Below are 16,295 nucleotides of genomic sequence, written 5' to 3'. Positions count from 1 at the left end.
GGGGCCGCTGGCAGCGCATTCCGGCATCGCTGTGTAAACCGAATGCGGCCCCCGCATTCGCGGGGGCGACGGATCAAATCAACACATCCACCGTGTGGATCAACACCCCGACCAGCCCGCCGACCAGCGTGCCGTTGATGCGGATATATTGCAGGTCGTCTCCGACCGCATTTTCCAGCCGGTCGGTGATCGTCTTCGCGTCCCAGCCGCGGATCGTGTCGGACACGAGCTTCAGCGCGGTTTCGCCATAGCTATCGACCATGCCGACGACGGCGCGGCGCGCGTAGCGGTTGAGCGTGCGTTTGATCGCCGCATCCTCGCCCAGCATCGCGCCGAATTGCGTCACCAGCTCGCCGATCCGCCCAGCCAGCATCGTGTCAGGGTTGCGCGCCGCCTTGAGCAGTGCGCCGCGTCCCTGTTCCCACAGGCCGTCGAGCCAACGCTTGACCGCCTTATTCTCGAGCAACTCGTCGCGGACCTTGGCGACCTTTGCCTGCACTTCGGCGTCATGCTGCAGGTCGAGCGCCATCTTGGCCAGCCCTTCCTCGACGCGGATGCGTAGCGGGTGGGTTTCATCCACCGCCATCTCGCTGAGCAGCTTTGACAGCCCGGCGACGATGCGGTTCGAAATGCTTTCATCGAGCCCGGTGAAGCGCACGATCGCGTTCGAATTGTCGTGCACCATCTGGTGGATCAGATGCTCGTTGAGTTCGAGCGTCTTTGACCCCCATTTGACCATCGCGTCGAGCAGCGGCTGATGCCGCCCCTCAGCCAGCGCCGCCTGCATCGCCTGCCCCAGCAGCGGCGCGACGTCGAGTTCGCGCAAGCGATCGGCGATCGCCGATTTGACCATGCCGCCCAGCCGCTGCTGGTCGAGCGCCCCGAGCCCGTCGGCGATGATCCGCGACGCTCCGAGCCGCAGCCGCCCGCCGCCCTCGCCCGGCTGCGACAGGAATTTGCCCACCGCGCCCGCAACGTCGACCGTCTGCATCTTGCGCGCGATCAGTCGCGGCAACAGGAAGTTGGTGAGCAGGAAGCGGGCGAGCGTGTCGCCGATGCGGTTCTTGTTGCGCGGCACGATCGCCGTATGAGGAATCGGCAGCCCCATCGGGTGCCGGAACAGCGCGGTCACCGCGAACCAGTCGGCCAGCCCGCCGACCATCGCCGCCTCGGCAAAGGCGCGGACAAACCCGATCGCGGGGTGGACATCCTGATAAAATTTGGCGGTGACGAATATGATCGCCATCACCACCAACATGCCCGTCGCGACCATCCGGACGTTCAGTCCGCCGGTCGGAACGGCAACGCCCACCCCGCCGGGGTGGGCGCGTCCGGCGGTCGCCGGGGTCGAAGCTTTATCGATCATCCGCTTAAAATGGCGACGCGACGCAAAAGTTGCAACCAAGGCCGCACATTTGCGCGCGTCACGCTATTCGGCAGGCTGCGGCGCCGGTTCCCCATGCGGTTTCGTGTCGTCACCCTTTCGATAGGTGAGCAGATTGCGCGAGAAGAAGCGGCCGAGGCGCTTTTCCATGCTGTCGGCCAGACTGAAGCCCGCCGGGACGATCAGCAGCGTCAGCAGCGTCGACAAGATCAGCCCGCCGATCACGACGACGCCCATCGGCGCGCGCCACGCCCCGTCGCCCGACAGCGAGATCGCCGTGGGCACCATGCCCGCCACCATCGCGACCGTGGTCATGACGATCGGCTGCGCGCGCTTGCGCCCGGCATCGAGCAGCGCCTCCATCTTGCCGACGCCATGATCCATTTCCTCGATCGCGAAATCGACGAGCAGGATCGAGTTTTTGGCGACGATGCCGAGCAGCATGAGCAGCCCGATATAGACCGGCATCGAGATTTCCATGCCGGTGATCGCGAGGCCCAGCAGGCCGCCGAGCGGCGCTAGCAGCAGCGACGACATATTGACCAGCGGCGACAGGAAGCGGCGATAGAGCAGCACCAGCGTCGCGAAGACGAGCAGCAATCCCGACACCACCGCGATCATGAAATTGGTGATCAGTTCGGCCTGCCATTTCGCATCGCCCTGCACCACCTTGCGGATGCCCTGCGGCATTTCCTTGACCGCAGGCAGCGCGTCGATCTTTTTCTGCGCGTCGCCAGTGACCAGCCCCGGCGCCAGATCGGCGCCGATCACGATACGCCGCGTCTGGTTATAACGGCGCAGTTCGGTCGGCCCGGCGCCGAACCCGATCTCGGCAACCGATTTCAGCGGCACGGTACCGCCGCGCGAGGTCGGTACCGGCAGGTTCTCGATCGTTGCGAGGCTGCGGCGCGAATCTTCGGACAGCAGTACGCGGATCGGTATCTGGCGATCGGACAGCGAGAATTTCGCCGCATTCTGATCGATGTCGCCAAGGGTCGCGATGCGGATCGTCTGGCTGAGCGCCGCGGTCGTGACCCCCAGCTCGGCCGCCAGGTCCATCCGCGGATTGACGATGATTTCGGGGCGCGGAATGTCGCCCTCGATACGCGGTGCGCGCAGTTCCTTGAGCCCGCCCATCTGGGCCACGATCGTGCGCGCATGCTTTTCCAGCGCGACCGGATCGTCACCGCCGATGACCATCGTCATGTCGCGACCCGAAAAACCGCCCGACTGGCTCTGGAACGAAACGCGCGCGTCGGGGATGGCCGCCAGCTTGGGTTGCAGGCTGCGCTCCCATTCGACGCTGGTCATCGGGCGCTCTTTCTTGAGCGTGATGAACGCATTGCCGCCACCGACCTCGACGTCATAGAAAGCCGTCTGGACGACCGGGCTGTTGTCGAGGATGGCACCAATCTGCCGCACGATATTTTCGCTTTGCGCCAGCGTCGAACCCGGCGGCAGTTCGTAACGAACCTGGCTGTAATCGCTGTTCGTCGTCGGCTGGAACTGCTGCGGCAGCACCGCGAACAGCCCGATGCTCGACAGAAAAGCGAGCAGCCCGATGCCGACGATCCAGACGCGATGATCGTGCAGGCGCGCATAGGCGCGTTGCACCATGAACTTTGCCCAGTGGGTAAAGCCCCAGCCGCGCATGCCCACCGCGTAGACCAGTGCGCCGCCGATGATCGCGACCAGGCTGGTCAGCAGGAAGATGCCGATCGCCGTGAAGGGCGTTTGCAACAGGAAGTAGAGCGCGGGGTTGGGACCATCCTGTCCCGCCGGAACCGGCTGGAAATAGGCGTAGATCGCATAGAGCATGTACAGACCCGCAAGGATGAGCGGTACAGCCAGATAGGCAACGCTGGTCCGGGTACCGTCGTAACGCGCACGCACTGTCTGCTGCTTCGTACTGTCCAACGTCCACGCCAGGACCTTTTCGTAGCGGTCGACCCACGGCCCCGCCGCATGTTCCTGTTCCCCCTGCGCCGACAGGAAATAGGCGGCGATCATCGGGGTGATCATGCGCGCGACCGCGAGGCTGACGAGCACCGCGAACACCACGGTCATCCCGAACTGGATGAAGAACTGGCCCGAAATCCCGGGCATCAACGCCACGGGCAGGAACACCGCGACGATCGACATCGTCGTCGCGACGACCGCGAGGCCGATTTCGTCGGCGGCGTCGATCGACGCCTGATAGGCGGTCTTGCCCATGCGCATATGCCGGACGATATTCTCGATCTCGACGATCGCGTCGTCGACCAGCACCCCCGCCACCAGGCTCAGCGCGAGCAGCGACAGGCTGTTCAGCGAAAAGCCCATCATGTCCATGAACCAGAAGGTCGGGATCGCCGACAGCGGGATCGCGAGCGCACTGATCAGCGTCGCGCGCCAGTCGCGCAGGAACAGGAACACGACGACGACGGCAAGCACCGCGCCTTCGATCATCGCCAGCATCGAGCTGCGATATTGTTCCTTGGTATATTCGGTGCGCGTGAACAGGATCTTGAAATCGACCTTCGGGTTGGCTTCCTTGATCGCCGCCAGCTTTTTCATCGTTTCGTCATGCACGGTGACGTCCGACGCGCCCTTGGCCTTTTCGATCGCAAAGCTGAGCACCTGGCGACCCTTGATCTTCGCGAGATTGCGCTGTTCGGCATAGCCGTCGGTAACCTTGGCGACGTCGGACAGGCGCACGGTACGGCCATTGCCGATCGACAGCCGCGTCTCGCCAAGTTCAAAGGCATTGGCGGCATTGCCCAGCACGCGCACGGCCTGTTCGCTGCCGGCGATTTCGGTACGCCCGCCCGCCGCATTGACGTTGGTCTGGCGCAGCTGCTGGTTCACCTGACTGGCGGTCAGGCCATAGCTTTGCATCCGCGCGGGATCGAGGATCACGCGGATTTCGCGATCGACGCCGCCCGAACGGCGGACCTGGCTCATGCCCGGGATCGACAGCAATTCCTTGGCGACGGTATTATCGACGTACCAGGACAATTGCTCCAGCGTCATGTCGGACGCCTCAACCGCGAAATAGGTGATCGGACCGCCCGCGATGTCGACGCGCACGACCTGCGGTTCCAAGATGCCGTCGGGCAGGTCGCTACGGATCTGCGAAATCGCCTGGTTGACGTCGTTATACGCGCGGTCGATCGGCGTGCCGATCGCGAACTGCACCATCGTGCGGCTGTTGCCTTCGCCGACATAGGACGACATTTCGTCGACCCCGCTGACCCCGCGTACCGCCGCTTCGACGCGCTGGGTCACCTGCGTTTCCAGCTCCGACGGCGCCGCCCCCGGCTGCGACACGATGACTTGCACCGCGGGGAATTCGATATCGGGATTGTCGTTGACGTCCATCCGGTTGAAACTGACGATCCCCGCCAGCATCAACAGCACGAACATCACGATCGGCGGCACCGGATTGCGGATGCACCAGGCGGAAATGTTGCGAAAGCTCATGATTCAAACGCCCTTGTGCGTACGCGATCGGGGAAGATTACTGCGACGATTTCTGGACCACCGGCTTCACCTTGTCGCCGACGTTCAGGAACGCACCGGCCAGCACGACGACACGTTCGTTGCCGTTGAGGCCCGATGCGATCGACACGCCGCCGTCGGTCACGGTACCAACCTTCACCGGCTTACGCTGGATCGTGTCCTTGCCGTCCACCACCAGCACATAATTGCCTTCCGGACCGCTCTGGACCGCGCTTTCAGGCAGCAACGGCGCTTCTTCGGTCCCCGACACCAGCCGCGCATCGGCAAAGCCGCCGGGGCGCAGCGCACTGCTGTACGGCACCGCGATGCGCACCATGCCCTGCCGGGTGTCGGGGTCGATCACCGGCGACACCTGCCACACCTGACCCGCGATCTGCAGGTTGGTGCCGACCGGGCTGATCGTCGCGCGGGTACCCACGCGGACGCGCGCCAGATCGGCTTCGGCCATCTGCGCCATCAATTCCATCTCGCCGCCGCGTGCCATACGGAACAGCACACCGCTGCCCGAACTCACGATCTGACCCGTTTCGACCTGGCGCGTCAGCACCAGACCCGCCGCCGGGGCGACGATGTTCAAGCGGCCGTTGCGCGCCTGCGCCTCGGCATATTGCGCCTGCGCGACGCGGACGCGCGCGTTGGCGGCGTCGCGGGTTGCGCGCTTGCGATCCATATCAGCCTTGGAAATGAACCCACGCGACACCAGTGCGTCGGCGCGCGTCAGTTCGGCCTGCGCCAGATCGGCATCGGCCTGCGCAACGCGGATCGATGCGGCGAGCGCGGCGGCCTGCTGCGCTTGCACCGCACGATCGACGATTGCGAGCGGCTGGCCAGCGCCGACCCACTGGCCGGGTTCGACCAGCACGCGCACGACCTGACCGCCCTCACCGGCAACCCCGACGGGCATTTCGCGGCGCGCCGCGATCGTCCCGTTGGTCGAAATCGTCGCCTCGACCGACTGGCGGCCGGGGATCATCACGGTGATGCTCGGCACCGCCGCGGCGCCCTCGCCGCCTGCTGCACCGCCAGCGCCCGCGGCGCCTTCCTTGCTGGAGCTGAATGCGTACCATGCGGCGGCCAGCGCGAGTGCGATCAGCACCACTGCGATGATCAGTCGCGTCCGCTTGCGGCGGCTTTCCGCCTCGTCATAATAGCTCTGGGTCGAACCCGCGAGGCTGTCCATCACATCCACTTTCCGCTCGTAGTTCACGCCATATTCCTCCCTGCCTGTGGCGGCATCCGATGCGGCAAGCGCGACTGCGCTTCGCCCCCTCAGGCCCGCACGACAGGACCGAAATCCCGCACGAGGTGTATTACCTAATTAAATCACCGCTTGCAAGAGGCCAAAACGCGTCCCCCTGCCCGCGCGCCGGGGCGCGGTCCATAAGCCGATATTGTTGCGATTTCCAGTGGTTGCAGACATGAAAAAGGGCGGCGCGCCTGACGGCGGGCCACCCTTTGATCCGGTCGGTCGCGAACGACCGATGCCGGTCTATGATCGATTCAGCGAACGCGGCCGCGGCGCACCAGATTGACGACGGCGAGCAGCACGACGGCGCCGATAAATGCGGTCAGTAGCGTCATCGGGTCAAACGCATTGCCGCGCAGGTGCCCGCCACCCAGGAACTGGCCGAACAGGAACCGCCCGAGGATCGAGCCGACGCAGCCGACGATGATGTTGAGGAAGATACCCTGCTGCGCATCGGTGCGCATCACAATGCTGGCCAGCCAGCCGATAACACCGCCCATGATGATTGCGATAATGAAATCCATGATATTGACCCCCTACGATCATTGGTGTCGCCCGCCTTGGCAGGCATGGCATTGTTAACCCAGTTATTTGAAAGCGCCTAGCGGAATAGCGGCGGCGCTAGGTGCGCCGCCGCGACCCCGGTTAACGAACGCTGCCGCGTCGGACCAGATTGATGATGCCGAGCAAAACGACGGCGCCGATAAACGCCCACAGCAGCCCGACCGGGCTGAAGGTATCGAGGCTGGCGCCCATGCCGAAAAAGCTGCCGAGGAAATTGCCGAGGAACGCCCCGACGACGCCGACGACGACGTTCAGGATGATGCCCTGCTGCGCGTCGGTGCGCATGACGATGCTCGCCAGCCAGCCGATGATTCCGCCGACGATCAAAGTGATGATCAAGCCCATGATTTTTCCCTTCCTGAACCGCCGGGCAAACGCAGATACCCGGCCCATTTATGAACGTCCGGTCGCGCCCAGACATCGTTTCAACGATGCCGACACAATGCGGAAAGGAAGCGAAAGGTTCCCGGCCGGTCCCGAAGGACGCAGCCGGGAAAGTGGGATCAGTTCCAGATCAAGAACTGCTCCGGGTCGCAACGACGGCTCTAAGCAGCCGCGTTTGACGACGATGTGACGAAGGTCACACGGACAAAAATAAATATGATGGCGTGCCTGAGAACGGCAAAGACGGCGCACGCGCCGCGCGCTGCGCACAAACGAAATGGGGGCCGACATCACTGCCAACCCCCACTATCCGGTCCTGCTCCGCGTCTCGCTACCCCGCCTTCATCCCGGTCCGCTTCTCTTGCGATCAGCAGCCCGCAAAACGATGCGTTGCGGCGCACGCCGGAACAATCCGGCGACGGTTTGGTCGGCCCCCTTTCGGGGGCCGGCCGCACCTGGAAAGCCCTTCATCATCTCTTCCTGCGTCCGCCGAAGCGATCGCTGTCCAAGCGATGGACTGCATTTCCTGTACCTGGTCGGGTTCGCATCAACTCGTGGGAATCGCTACGTTCCGTGACCAAGCTATCGGTCGATTTCCTCGCAAGTCCGGTCCGTTCTCTTCTGGCTAGTCTTGCAACTACCCTTGATGTCCCGGCGGCCTTTCGTCTCCGTCATCCGATGATTTGAAGCTGACATGAAGCGTTCAGGGCGCCAACAGAAAAACGCGTAAATACCCCCTATGCGCATCGCCCGCTGTGGATAAGTCCGGCATTAGCAACAAGCGGATTCGGTGCAGCATTTTTGTAACAAGGGTGCAGCATTTTCGGATGTGGTTTTGCGACTTGTCGAGAAGGAATCCGCCGCGCGACTCACTATCGGCGAGTCGAAAATCCGACTCGCTACGTCAATCACGCCCGGCCCAGATCGCCCTTGCCCACCGTCCCCGACGCCATCTCCAGCATCCGGTCGAGACTCTTGCGCGCGGCGAGGCGGAGGCCTTCCTCCATCTCGATCTGCGGTTTCAGGTCGCGCAGCGCGAGGTAGAGTTTCTCCATCGTGTTGAGCGCCATATAGGGGCAGATGTTGCAGTTGCAGTTGCCGTCGGCGCCCGGCGCGCCGATGAAATTCTTCTCGGGCAGCGCGAGCTCCATCTGGTGGATGATGTGCGGCTCGGTCGCGACGATCAGCGTGTCGCCGGGAAAGCTCTTGGCGAATTGCAGGATGCCGCTGGTCGACCCGACATAGTCGGCATGATCGACGATGTGCGGCGGGCATTCGGGATGCGCGGCGACCGGGGCGCCGGGGTGCTGCGCTTTCAATTTCAGCAGCTCGGTTTCGCTGAACGCTTCATGCACAATGCACACGCCCGGCCACAGCAGCATCTCGCGCCCGAACTTGCGGTTGAGATAGCCGCCGAGGTGGCGGTCGGGGCCAAAGATGATCGGCTGGCTTTCGGGAATCTGGCTGATGATCGTCTCGGCGCTCGACGAGGTGACGATGATGTCGCTCAATGCCTTCACCGCCGCCGAACAGTTGATGTAGGTCAGGGCGATATGGTCGGGGTGCTTCTCGCGGAAGCGTTTGAACTGTTCGGGCGGGCAGCTGTCCTCCAGGCTGCATCCGGCGTCCATGTCGGGCAGGATCACGATCTTTTCGGGACTCAGTATCTTGGCGGTTTCGGCCATGAACTTCACGCCGCAAAAGGCGATGACGTCGGCGTCGGTGTCCGCCGCCTTGCGCGACAGCTCCAGCGAATCGCCGACGAAATCGGCAAGGTCCTGAATCTCAGGTTTCTGGTAATAATGTGCCAAAATCACGGCATTGCGTTCTTTGCGCAGCCGCTCGATTTCAGCGCGCAGGTCGATACCCGAGAGATTCTCGCGGATGGGAGCAGTCATCGCTTTTCCTTATCTGGCTTTTGCCTTGGCTTCCCCCCTACACCGCGACCCCGGACAGGGCAACGCGGCGTCAGCCGCCAACCAGCCGCTCCGCCAGCGCGATGACGGGGGGCGTCAACGCCAGCAGATAGATGGCGACGCGCACCGCGATGACAATTGCCGCAATCGCTTTAGTTGCGGGATGGACGGTGCCGAGCGTGCGGCGGTCGTACAGCGCGATGATGCCGACGACGCCGAGCTGGAACAGGCCGATCGGGATGTCGGACCAGCCGATCATCAGGGGCATCGGCAACAACCGGCCCAGCGCGGGCTCGAGGATGACGATCGTCGCCCCGATCATCAGCCGGCGATGCCAGTCGGTCCGGTTCCGCCTTCGCACCGCCGCCCACACCATCAAACCGAACACCAGCGATTCGATGGCCGTCAGGGCAAGAAAATAGGGCGGCGAGAAAAAGGGTGGGAAGCGCCCGAGCACCAGCGACGCCATCCCGGTAAAGACCCCCAGCGCGGTGATCGCAATCGCCAGCGCCGCACCGGCCCACCCGAGCCGCCGGTGGAGTGCCAGATTCTGCCGCGCGACCAGGGTCGGCTGGACAACCAGGAGCGCGAGCCAGGCGAGCATCAGCACGCCGTGCGCATGAACCCAGAAGGGCGCCGCGACCGGATCGACAAACCCGCGCAGCGCGAACTGCGCAAAGCCAATGATGATGAACGCCGCGAGGCCGATCGCCATATGTTGCCAGAAACGTTCGGGCCGCGCCGTGCCCGCTGCTGTCGTTGCCATGCCATACCCCCCAGTCGGCCAAATCTTTGGGCAGATTAACGCACGGCGATGACGCGCGAAAGCCGCCTATCCGGCAGGGGTATCGGCAAAGCGCGCGGTGACCTTGGCCTCGATCCCCGCAGCCTTCAGCGGCATCGCGAAGCTCTGCTCGATCGCGGCCCGCGCCGCGCCCTCAGCCAGCCGCATCGGGGTCGGCCCCTTTGCCTGCTTGATCAGCTCATCCTGCGCCGCCTTGCGATTGGCGGCGTCGAGCGACGCCTCGGCATCGGTCAGCGTCAAAAGGATCGTCCCGTCGCGAAACTCGCTGATCGCGTCGATGTCGATTTCGGGACGGGCGAGGCGCAGCGGCGGCAGCGTCACGGTCAGCGCATTGTTCGCCGCATCCCAATCGAGATCCGATTGCTTCAGCTTGCCCAGATCGACTTCGTAGCGCACCGTGCCGGGCATGATCAGCGTCTTTTTGGCGCTGAGCCCCATGCGGCTTTGCGTTGATGTCACGACTGCGACATAGCGCGCGGTGAACGGCACCAGCACATTTTGTTCCTGCAAGCCTTGCAGGCTCGCGGCGACGACCGTTTCGGGATCATAGCCCTTTTCCCAATCGCGCCAAGCCGACACCGCCCACCAGACGGCGAGCAGCAGCATGGCCGCGGCGACGAGCAGGATCAAGCGCCCGGTCAAGCGCGGCGGCGGTGCGGATGGAGTCGTGGTCATGGCTCCGTATAGACCGAACAATCGGGTGCGGGGCGATCCATTTCATAACGGCCCGTCGCATTGTTGAACCGCAGCACGCGTTCGTAACTGCACTCGGGGTCCTTCCACTCGGCCAGATCGCTGGGTTTCAGTTTTTGCCCGCTATTGTCCTCGCTCCGCCGCGACGTCTGCGGATAGGCGGTCGCAAAGCTGCGATAGGTCAGGCTCGGCAGTTCGCCGCCGTCGTCGGGTCCGGGCTTCAGTACCGCCTTATATTCATATTCGTCGTGGCATGCATCGAGCCGATCCTTGGCGTCCTGTTCGGAAAAGCAGGCGCGGATCATCAGCGAACTGTCCCATGCGACATCGAGAACCTCGCCGCCGAGCCCGATCGCATGCGGCGCCATACCGAAACGCAGCAGGTGGAGCCGGCTGCCCGACCCGCCACCGCCCGAATACATCGCATGTTGTTCGCCGATGACGCCGACCAGCATTTCCAGCCCCTCACCACTGCCCGCTTCGTCGCCGCCGCGCACCCACACCGCGTGCGACCACAGGCGCAGCGCCTGCGGCTCACCGGCTAGCGCGGGCAGCGGCAGGACGGTCTTTTCATCATCGCCCGACCCTGGAAACGAGACGACCAGATTGGCGGGCAGTGTGTCCGCATCCGTCGCATCCGGCAGCGCAAAACATATCCGGCCGTCGGGCAGGCAATGGGTGCCGCTGGCGTCAGCGACCAGATCGACCAGTCCCACGCTGGGGTCGGGTGCGGGGTCGGTCATCGGCTGCGCCGCGGCAAGCAGCATCGTCAAAAGCATGTCAGGCCAGTTCCCATTCGTCATCGCGTTCGCGCACCACCCCGCGCGCGCGCAGATCGTACAGATGCGCCAGCACCGATCGTCCGGCGGCGCCGGTCAGCCGCGGGTCTAGCCCCTTGTACATATGCGCGACCATGGCCGGGATGCCCCGGGTTCCCTTTTCCAGCTCGCGCAATATCTGGCGCTCGCGCTGCTTGCGATGCCCGAGCATGCCGCGGACGAGCTGCCGCGGCTTGGTCACCGCGGGGCCATGCGCCGGGTAATAGACGCGATCCTCGCGGTCATAGAGCTTCGACAGGCTGGCCATATAGGCCGCCATGTCGCCGTCAGGCGGGCTGACGACGCTGGTCGACCACGCCATGACATGATCGCCGGTGAACAACGCGCCGCTTTCAACCAGTGCAAAACACAGGTGGTTCGACGTATGCCCGGGGGTCGCGACCGCCTCGATCGTCCAGCCGTCGCCGGAAATTCGCTCGCCATCGGTGAGCACGCGGTCGGGGGCATAATCGGGATCGAAGGCGGAATCGGCGCGCGGGCCGTTGTCGGACAGGGCCAGCGGCGCGCAGCCAATGATGGGGGCGCCGGTCGCGGCTTTTAGCGGCGCGGCGGCGGGGCTGTGATCGCGGTGGGTGTGGGTGCACAGGATCGCGGCGACGCGCTGCCCGTCCACGGCGCGCAGGATCGCATCGACATGACCGACGCCGTTGATGTCGGCGGGATCGCCGATGCTCATCCCTGATCCGGTCGGGCCGGGATCGATCACCGCGACATCGCTGCCCGCGCCGACGATCCACGTCTGGGTGCCGGTAAAGGTGTAGGGCGACGGGTTGGGCGCCAGCACGCGGCGCACCAGCGGCTCATGCTGCTCGCAATCGCCGGCGCGGATGCTGTCGGGCCAGGGCTTTTCTTCGCTCATGGGTGTCATGTGGCACTGCGGGCGGCGGAACGAAAGGGGTGGCGGCGATCATTTGGCGATAATGGCGGAAACCACCGGCGCGGAAGTTTCTTCTGCCCTCCCTTTTAGGGAGGGGTCGGGGGTGGGTGGCCGCCGAAAGCGGCGCTCTACCTCGGCTCGCTAGCGCTCACACCCACCCCTAACCCCGCCCTAGAAGGGAGGGGAACGACTCAAATCCCGCCCACGAAAAAGGGAGCGGTTGCCCGCTCCCTTTCCCCGCCCCTGCCGCCAGCCCCACCGGGGAGCAAAGGCTGGCGCCGAAGCTGGTCGGGCTTAGTTGCCCGATTTCTCGATCTCGGCGATCGCCTTTTCCAGATCGGCAGCGACCTTGGCGCGCATGTCGTCGGACAGGCCGCGGGCACGCTCGCCGTCGGCAAAGGATTCGCGTGCTTTCTTGAGCGCCGACAATCGCGCGGCCTTGCCCTCGGCGCTATCATTGCACGCGAACATATGGACGCGGGTGCGCTTGCTGCCATCGGTCTCGTCGCGGTTGACGATCGGCGCGGCCTTTTTGCTGTCGCCGCATTTGCCCAGCACCATCGTCTGGCCATGCACCGACGACCAGCCGCCATGCGGCATCGCAGGGATCGGCGGCATCGGCGGCATCGGGGCGAGCACGGTGCGGATCCGCTCCTTGCGCTTGGCCTCCAGCTTGTCGGCGATCGCATCGGCCTGTTTGCCGGTGATGCCTTGTTCTTTCAGCGTCGCCAGCACGTCGTCGCGCGACAGGCTGCCCGGCATCCGTACATCGATATGGCGCAGCTTGTCCTTGCCATCGGCGGGGGCGAACATCACCGTCGGCGCCTTGCCGTCACCCTGGCCGTCGCGGCGGATGACGATGCGATGCACTTCGCGCTTCTTGCCATCCTTATCGGTGGTGACGTCCTTGCTGGTGTCGGTGAAGACCATGACGCCCGGGGCATCGGGGGCGTCGGGCGCTTCGAGCGGTAGCGGAGCCTCGGGCGGCAGCGGCGGTGCGGGCGGTTCGGCGACATCGACCGTCTGCGCCGTCGCCGTCTCGACCCCCGCGGGGACCAGCGTCGCGGTCGTCGCCAGCACCGCCAGTGCCGCGCCGCCGATCAGCAACCGGCCAGCCAGCCCGCGCTGTTTCGAAATATCCCTTCGCATCAACATCGTCAGCCTCTCCTGCAAATTATCGTGAACCGCCATCGGCGCCGCCAGCGACAGCCGCGACCCCACCGCCGCCTTGGCGATCGCGGTGGCATAGCGGGCGGTGCGATCGCCGCGCATGTCCGCGTCGGCCATCGTCAGTACGCGCGCATCGCACGCTGCTTCCTGATCGAAACGGAAGGCGCGGATCGCGCGCCAGGCGAACGGATTGAACCATTGCGACGCCAGCAGCACGAGCGCCGCGGCATTCGCCCACAAATCGCCATGGCGATGGTGCGCGAGTTCATGGTCAACCGCGAGCGCACGCTCGTCGGCGGCGTAGCGGGCAAAGAAATCCTGCGGCACCGCGACGATACGCCGCCACAGACCAAAAGCGACGGGGCCGTCGACCGCGTCGGTCATCACCAGCCGGATCGTCCCGATCGGCTCCAGCTCGACCGCTTCGGCGAGCACGGCGACGCGAAACCGGCGATGTGACAAGAGGGCCATCGTCAGCACCGCGGCCATGCCGATAGCCCACGCGACAAAGACATAGGGCATGGCATCGGTGACCGACCAGCTCGGGGCGACCGGTGCGGTCATCGCCGTATCGACCGCAACCAGCATGACGTCGACGCTTTCGGGCGCGGGAACCGGATCGGCGAAGGGTAGCGGCGGCAAGACCAGCCGCAGCGCCGGGATCAGCCACAGGCTATACGCCAGCCGCGGCCCGAAGTGGCGTGCAAAGGGCTTGCGGATCATCAGCACGGCCAGGACGAGCAGCGCGGTGGTGAGCATCGTGTCGCTCCACACCTGCATCCAGGTCGCGGCGCTCATGACTTAAGCTTCCGCAGCAAGGCTTCGATTTCGGCGATGTCGGTGTCCGACAAGGCTTCGCGATCGGCAAGATGCGCGATCAGCGGGCTGACGCGGCCACCGAACAGGCGGTCGACGAAGCGCTGCGATTCCTCGCCCACGGCATCGGCGCGCTCGATCGCGGGGCTATAGAGGTAGCGTCGGCCATCGGCCTCGGCGGTCACCGCGCCCTTTTGAACCAGCCGTGCCAGCAACGTCTTGACCGTCGCCTGCGTCCAGCCATTGGCCTTGCCCACCCGGGCGGTCAGATCGGCCGCGGTTTGCGGGGCGTCGTCCCACAGGGCCGACAGCACCTGCATCTCCGACTCGCTTGCTCTTTCTGCCATCAGAACCCCTCCCATTGGCATCGCTGAACTGCAACGCGACTACAATTGTAGTCAAAGGGCTGAATGGTCGATGAACGAAGCTGAACGACCCAGCATCCGTCACCCCGGCGCGACTGGGCGGCAGCCGGTGTGTCGGGATTTTTGACAAGCCGTGAGGGCGGTAAGAAATCGCTAACCACCGTCTCCCGCCCAAATCCGTTACCGCGCCAAATTGGCACGGCAATTGAATAGTTTCAGATGTTCCCGAGTGTTCCGCTCAATGGAGCGGTGGGGGGCATCGGTCTGGTCCCTGATGCCCCCTGCCCCCACCGGGAAATCCCCACTTGCCCCCGATGCAGACGGGGGGCGGAGCGGCCGAAAGGCCCCGCCCCCCGGAAGCTTTAGTGCCTCCAGGACGCTTTTCGGTTCTCAGCGCGGGTTGACGGCTGGAAACGCGCGGAATTCGCCGTCGCCCCCGCGAAGGCGGGGGGCCGCCGTCGGCTTACGCAGCGACGCAGGAAAAGGCCGGTAGCGGCCCCCGCCTTCGCGGGGGCGACGGTTTAGGTAAGTTCGCTCTTCACCCCAAAGCGGCCAAACAAAAGCCCACCGAAACGCACGTTCCGGCGGGCTTCTATTTGTTCGAGGTGCGTTATTCCGCCCGCGCCGGAATTCCTGCCATCAGCGTGTGCAGCTCGCCGGCTTCCCACATTTCCATCATGATGTCGCTGCCGCCCACAAATTCGCCCTTCACATAGAGCTGGGGGATCGTCGGCCAGTCGGAAAATTCCTTGATGCCCTGGCGGATTTCCATGTCCTGCAGCACATCAACGGTTTCATATTCGATCCCCAGCCGATCGAGCATCGCGATCGCACGCGACGAAAAGCCGCATTGCGGGAACAGCGGCGTGCCCTTCATGAACAACAGCACGGGATTGTCGGCGACCAGCTTGGCGATGCGGTCATGCGTGGGTTCGGTCATAATCGTCTCCGGCGGCGCAGCGCGCCAAATTTTTAAGCTATCCCTTATGAGGGGACGGCGGTCGTCAATTGCAAGGCATGAAGATCGCCGCCCATGCGTCCGCCGAGCGCGGCATAGACCGCCTTGTGCTGCGCGACGCGGGTCATGCCGCGAAAGGATTCGCTGACGACATGGGCGGCATAATGATCGTTATCGCCCGCGAGGTCGGTGATTTCGACCTCCGCTTCGGGAAAGGCGGCGGCGATCATCGCCCGCAAATCGTCGGCGCGCATACCCATCGGGTCAGCCCTGCGCGTCGATGAACTGGCGCCGTGCCTCGACGGTCTTTTCGTTCAGCACCGCGCGGATTTCGGCGTCGCTGATCTCGACCTTGGCGGCGGTCAGGTCGCCCGCCAGCTTGCGGATCACATCCTCGTCGCCCGCTTCCTCGAAATCGGCCTGCACGACCGCCTTGGCATAGGCGTCGGTTTCCTCTGGAGTCAGCCCCATGCGTTCGGCGGCCCATTCGCCGACCAGCCGGTTGCGCCGCGCCGTGATGCGGAACTGCAGCTCCTGATCGCGGGCAAATTGGGTCTCGAAGGCGCGTTCACGATCGTCGAATCCGCTCATAATGTCCTCATGGGTTTGAAACAGTCGCCCTGCAGATAGGTTGCGCGTCCCATGGGCGCAAGCGGCCTGTGCCGCTGATCACTTCCCTTTTTCGGGCGAAGGGTTTAGGGTCCGTCCCGGGGAATGGGTCGCACCGCAGCCATGAAGACTGCGCCTAGCCACGATCGCGTCGGCATGGCGCCTCTG

15 protein-coding genes are annotated in these 16,295 nt (G+C 64.5%); all 15 read right to left on the bottom strand.

Annotated elements, in window-relative coordinates; translation table 11 throughout:
* Positions 1-73: 73 nt before the first annotated feature.
* Positions 74-1,273 (bottom strand): DUF445 domain-containing protein, encoded by a 1,200-nt coding sequence (locus SPYCW_RS03260; protein ID WP_232014912.1) that lies wholly within the window; start codon positions 1,271-1,273, stop codon positions 74-76.
* Between the two features lie 156 nt (positions 1,274-1,429).
* Positions 1,430-4,846 (bottom strand): efflux RND transporter permease subunit, encoded by a 3,417-nt coding sequence (locus SPYCW_RS03255; RefSeq protein WP_120215574.1) that lies wholly within the window; start codon positions 4,844-4,846, stop codon positions 1,430-1,432.
* 37 nt (positions 4,847-4,883) lie between these two features.
* Entirely contained in the window at positions 4,884-6,092 is a 1,209-nt protein-coding gene (locus SPYCW_RS03250; RefSeq protein ID WP_120215573.1) for an efflux RND transporter periplasmic adaptor subunit, read from the bottom strand.
* 293 nt (positions 6,093-6,385) lie between these two features.
* Positions 6,386-6,655 (bottom strand): GlsB/YeaQ/YmgE family stress response membrane protein, encoded by a 270-nt coding sequence (locus tag SPYCW_RS03245; protein ID WP_120215572.1) that lies wholly within the window; start codon positions 6,653-6,655, stop codon positions 6,386-6,388.
* A gap of 121 nt (positions 6,656-6,776) precedes the next feature.
* Positions 6,777-7,040, bottom strand: a complete 264-nt coding sequence (locus SPYCW_RS03240; RefSeq protein WP_120215571.1) for a GlsB/YeaQ/YmgE family stress response membrane protein — start codon at positions 7,038-7,040, stop codon at positions 6,777-6,779.
* Between the two features lie 947 nt (positions 7,041-7,987).
* The gene (gene nadA / locus SPYCW_RS03235) at positions 7,988-8,977 is read right to left on the bottom strand and encodes a quinolinate synthase NadA (protein ID WP_120215570.1); all 990 of its coding nucleotides are present in this window, start codon (positions 8,975-8,977) and stop codon (positions 7,988-7,990) included.
* A gap of 70 nt (positions 8,978-9,047) precedes the next feature.
* Positions 9,048-9,761 (bottom strand): adenylate cyclase, encoded by a 714-nt coding sequence (locus tag SPYCW_RS03230; protein ID WP_120215569.1) that lies wholly within the window; start codon positions 9,759-9,761, stop codon positions 9,048-9,050.
* A 66-nt stretch (positions 9,762-9,827) separates the two neighbouring features.
* Positions 9,828-10,475: a DUF4230 domain-containing protein gene (locus SPYCW_RS03225; RefSeq protein ID WP_120215568.1), complete on the bottom strand. Its 648-nt coding sequence runs from the start codon at positions 10,473-10,475 to the stop codon at positions 9,828-9,830.
* Positions 10,472-11,272: a hypothetical protein gene (locus SPYCW_RS03220; RefSeq protein WP_120215567.1), complete on the bottom strand. Its 801-nt coding sequence runs from the start codon at positions 11,270-11,272 to the stop codon at positions 10,472-10,474. Before SPYCW_RS03220 ends, SPYCW_RS03225 begins: the two co-directional genes overlap by 4 nt.
* A 1-nt stretch (position 11,273) precedes the next feature.
* Positions 11,274-12,191, bottom strand: a complete 918-nt coding sequence (locus tag SPYCW_RS03215) for an MBL fold metallo-hydrolase (protein WP_120215566.1) — start codon at positions 12,189-12,191, stop codon at positions 11,274-11,276.
* Between the two features lie 312 nt (positions 12,192-12,503).
* Positions 12,504-14,177 (bottom strand): M56 family metallopeptidase, encoded by a 1,674-nt coding sequence (locus SPYCW_RS03210; RefSeq protein ID WP_120215565.1) that lies wholly within the window; start codon positions 14,175-14,177, stop codon positions 12,504-12,506.
* A complete protein-coding gene (locus SPYCW_RS03205) occupies positions 14,174-14,542 on the bottom strand; it encodes a BlaI/MecI/CopY family transcriptional regulator (RefSeq protein WP_120218072.1) in 369 nt (122 codons plus the stop codon). The genes SPYCW_RS03210 and SPYCW_RS03205 overlap by 4 nt, the downstream gene beginning before the upstream one ends.
* A gap of 628 nt (positions 14,543-15,170) precedes the next feature.
* The gene (gene grxD / locus SPYCW_RS03200) at positions 15,171-15,500 is read right to left on the bottom strand and encodes a Grx4 family monothiol glutaredoxin (RefSeq protein ID WP_120215564.1); all 330 of its coding nucleotides are present in this window, start codon (positions 15,498-15,500) and stop codon (positions 15,171-15,173) included.
* Between the two features lie 44 nt (positions 15,501-15,544).
* A complete protein-coding gene (locus tag SPYCW_RS03195) occupies positions 15,545-15,778 on the bottom strand; it encodes a BolA/IbaG family iron-sulfur metabolism protein (RefSeq protein WP_120215563.1) in 234 nt (77 codons plus the stop codon).
* 4 nt (positions 15,779-15,782) lie between these two features.
* Entirely contained in the window at positions 15,783-16,109 is a 327-nt protein-coding gene (locus tag SPYCW_RS03190; RefSeq protein ID WP_120215562.1) for a DUF1476 domain-containing protein, read from the bottom strand.
* Positions 16,110-16,295 lie beyond the last annotated feature (186 nt).

Origin of the sequence: Sphingopyxis sp. EG6, assembly GCF_003609815.1 — a bacterium.
Classification (GTDB): domain Bacteria; phylum Pseudomonadota; class Alphaproteobacteria; order Sphingomonadales; family Sphingomonadaceae; genus Sphingopyxis.
This window is presented reverse-complemented; position numbering and strand designations above follow the sequence as displayed.

Coding starts and splice junctions, on each gene's coding strand:
- SPYCW_RS03260 (WP_232014912.1), bottom strand. CDS start 1,273: ATGGTCGCGACGGGCATGTTGGTGGTGATGGCGATCATATTCGTCACC.
- SPYCW_RS03255 (WP_120215574.1), bottom strand. CDS start 4,846: ATGAGCTTTCGCAACATTTCCGCCTGGTGCATCCGCAATCCGGTGCCG.
- SPYCW_RS03245 (WP_120215572.1), bottom strand. CDS start 6,655: ATGGATTTCATTATCGCAATCATCATGGGCGGTGTTATCGGCTGGCTG.
- SPYCW_RS03240 (WP_120215571.1), bottom strand. CDS start 7,040: ATGGGCTTGATCATCACTTTGATCGTCGGCGGAATCATCGGCTGGCTG.
- nadA (WP_120215570.1), bottom strand. CDS start 8,977: ATGACTGCTCCCATCCGCGAGAATCTCTCGGGTATCGACCTGCGCGCT.
- SPYCW_RS03230 (WP_120215569.1), bottom strand. CDS start 9,761: ATGGCAACGACAGCAGCGGGCACGGCGCGGCCCGAACGTTTCTGGCAA.
- SPYCW_RS03225 (WP_120215568.1), bottom strand. CDS start 10,475: ATGACCACGACTCCATCCGCACCGCCGCCGCGCTTGACCGGGCGCTTG.
- SPYCW_RS03220 (WP_120215567.1), bottom strand. CDS start 11,272: ATGCTTTTGACGATGCTGCTTGCCGCGGCGCAGCCGATGACCGACCCC.
- SPYCW_RS03215 (WP_120215566.1), bottom strand. CDS start 12,191: ATGAGCGAAGAAAAGCCCTGGCCCGACAGCATCCGCGCCGGCGATTGC.
- SPYCW_RS03210 (WP_120215565.1), bottom strand. CDS start 14,177: ATGAGCGCCGCGACCTGGATGCAGGTGTGGAGCGACACGATGCTCACC.
- SPYCW_RS03205 (WP_120218072.1), bottom strand. CDS start 14,542: ATGGCAGAAAGAGCAAGCGAGTCGGAGATGCAGGTGCTGTCGGCCCTG.
- grxD (WP_120215564.1), bottom strand. CDS start 15,500: ATGACCGAACCCACGCATGACCGCATCGCCAAGCTGGTCGCCGACAAT.
- SPYCW_RS03195 (WP_120215563.1), bottom strand. CDS start 15,778: ATGGGTATGCGCGCCGACGATTTGCGGGCGATGATCGCCGCCGCCTTT.
- SPYCW_RS03190 (WP_120215562.1), bottom strand. CDS start 16,109: ATGAGCGGATTCGACGATCGTGAACGCGCCTTCGAGACCCAATTTGCC.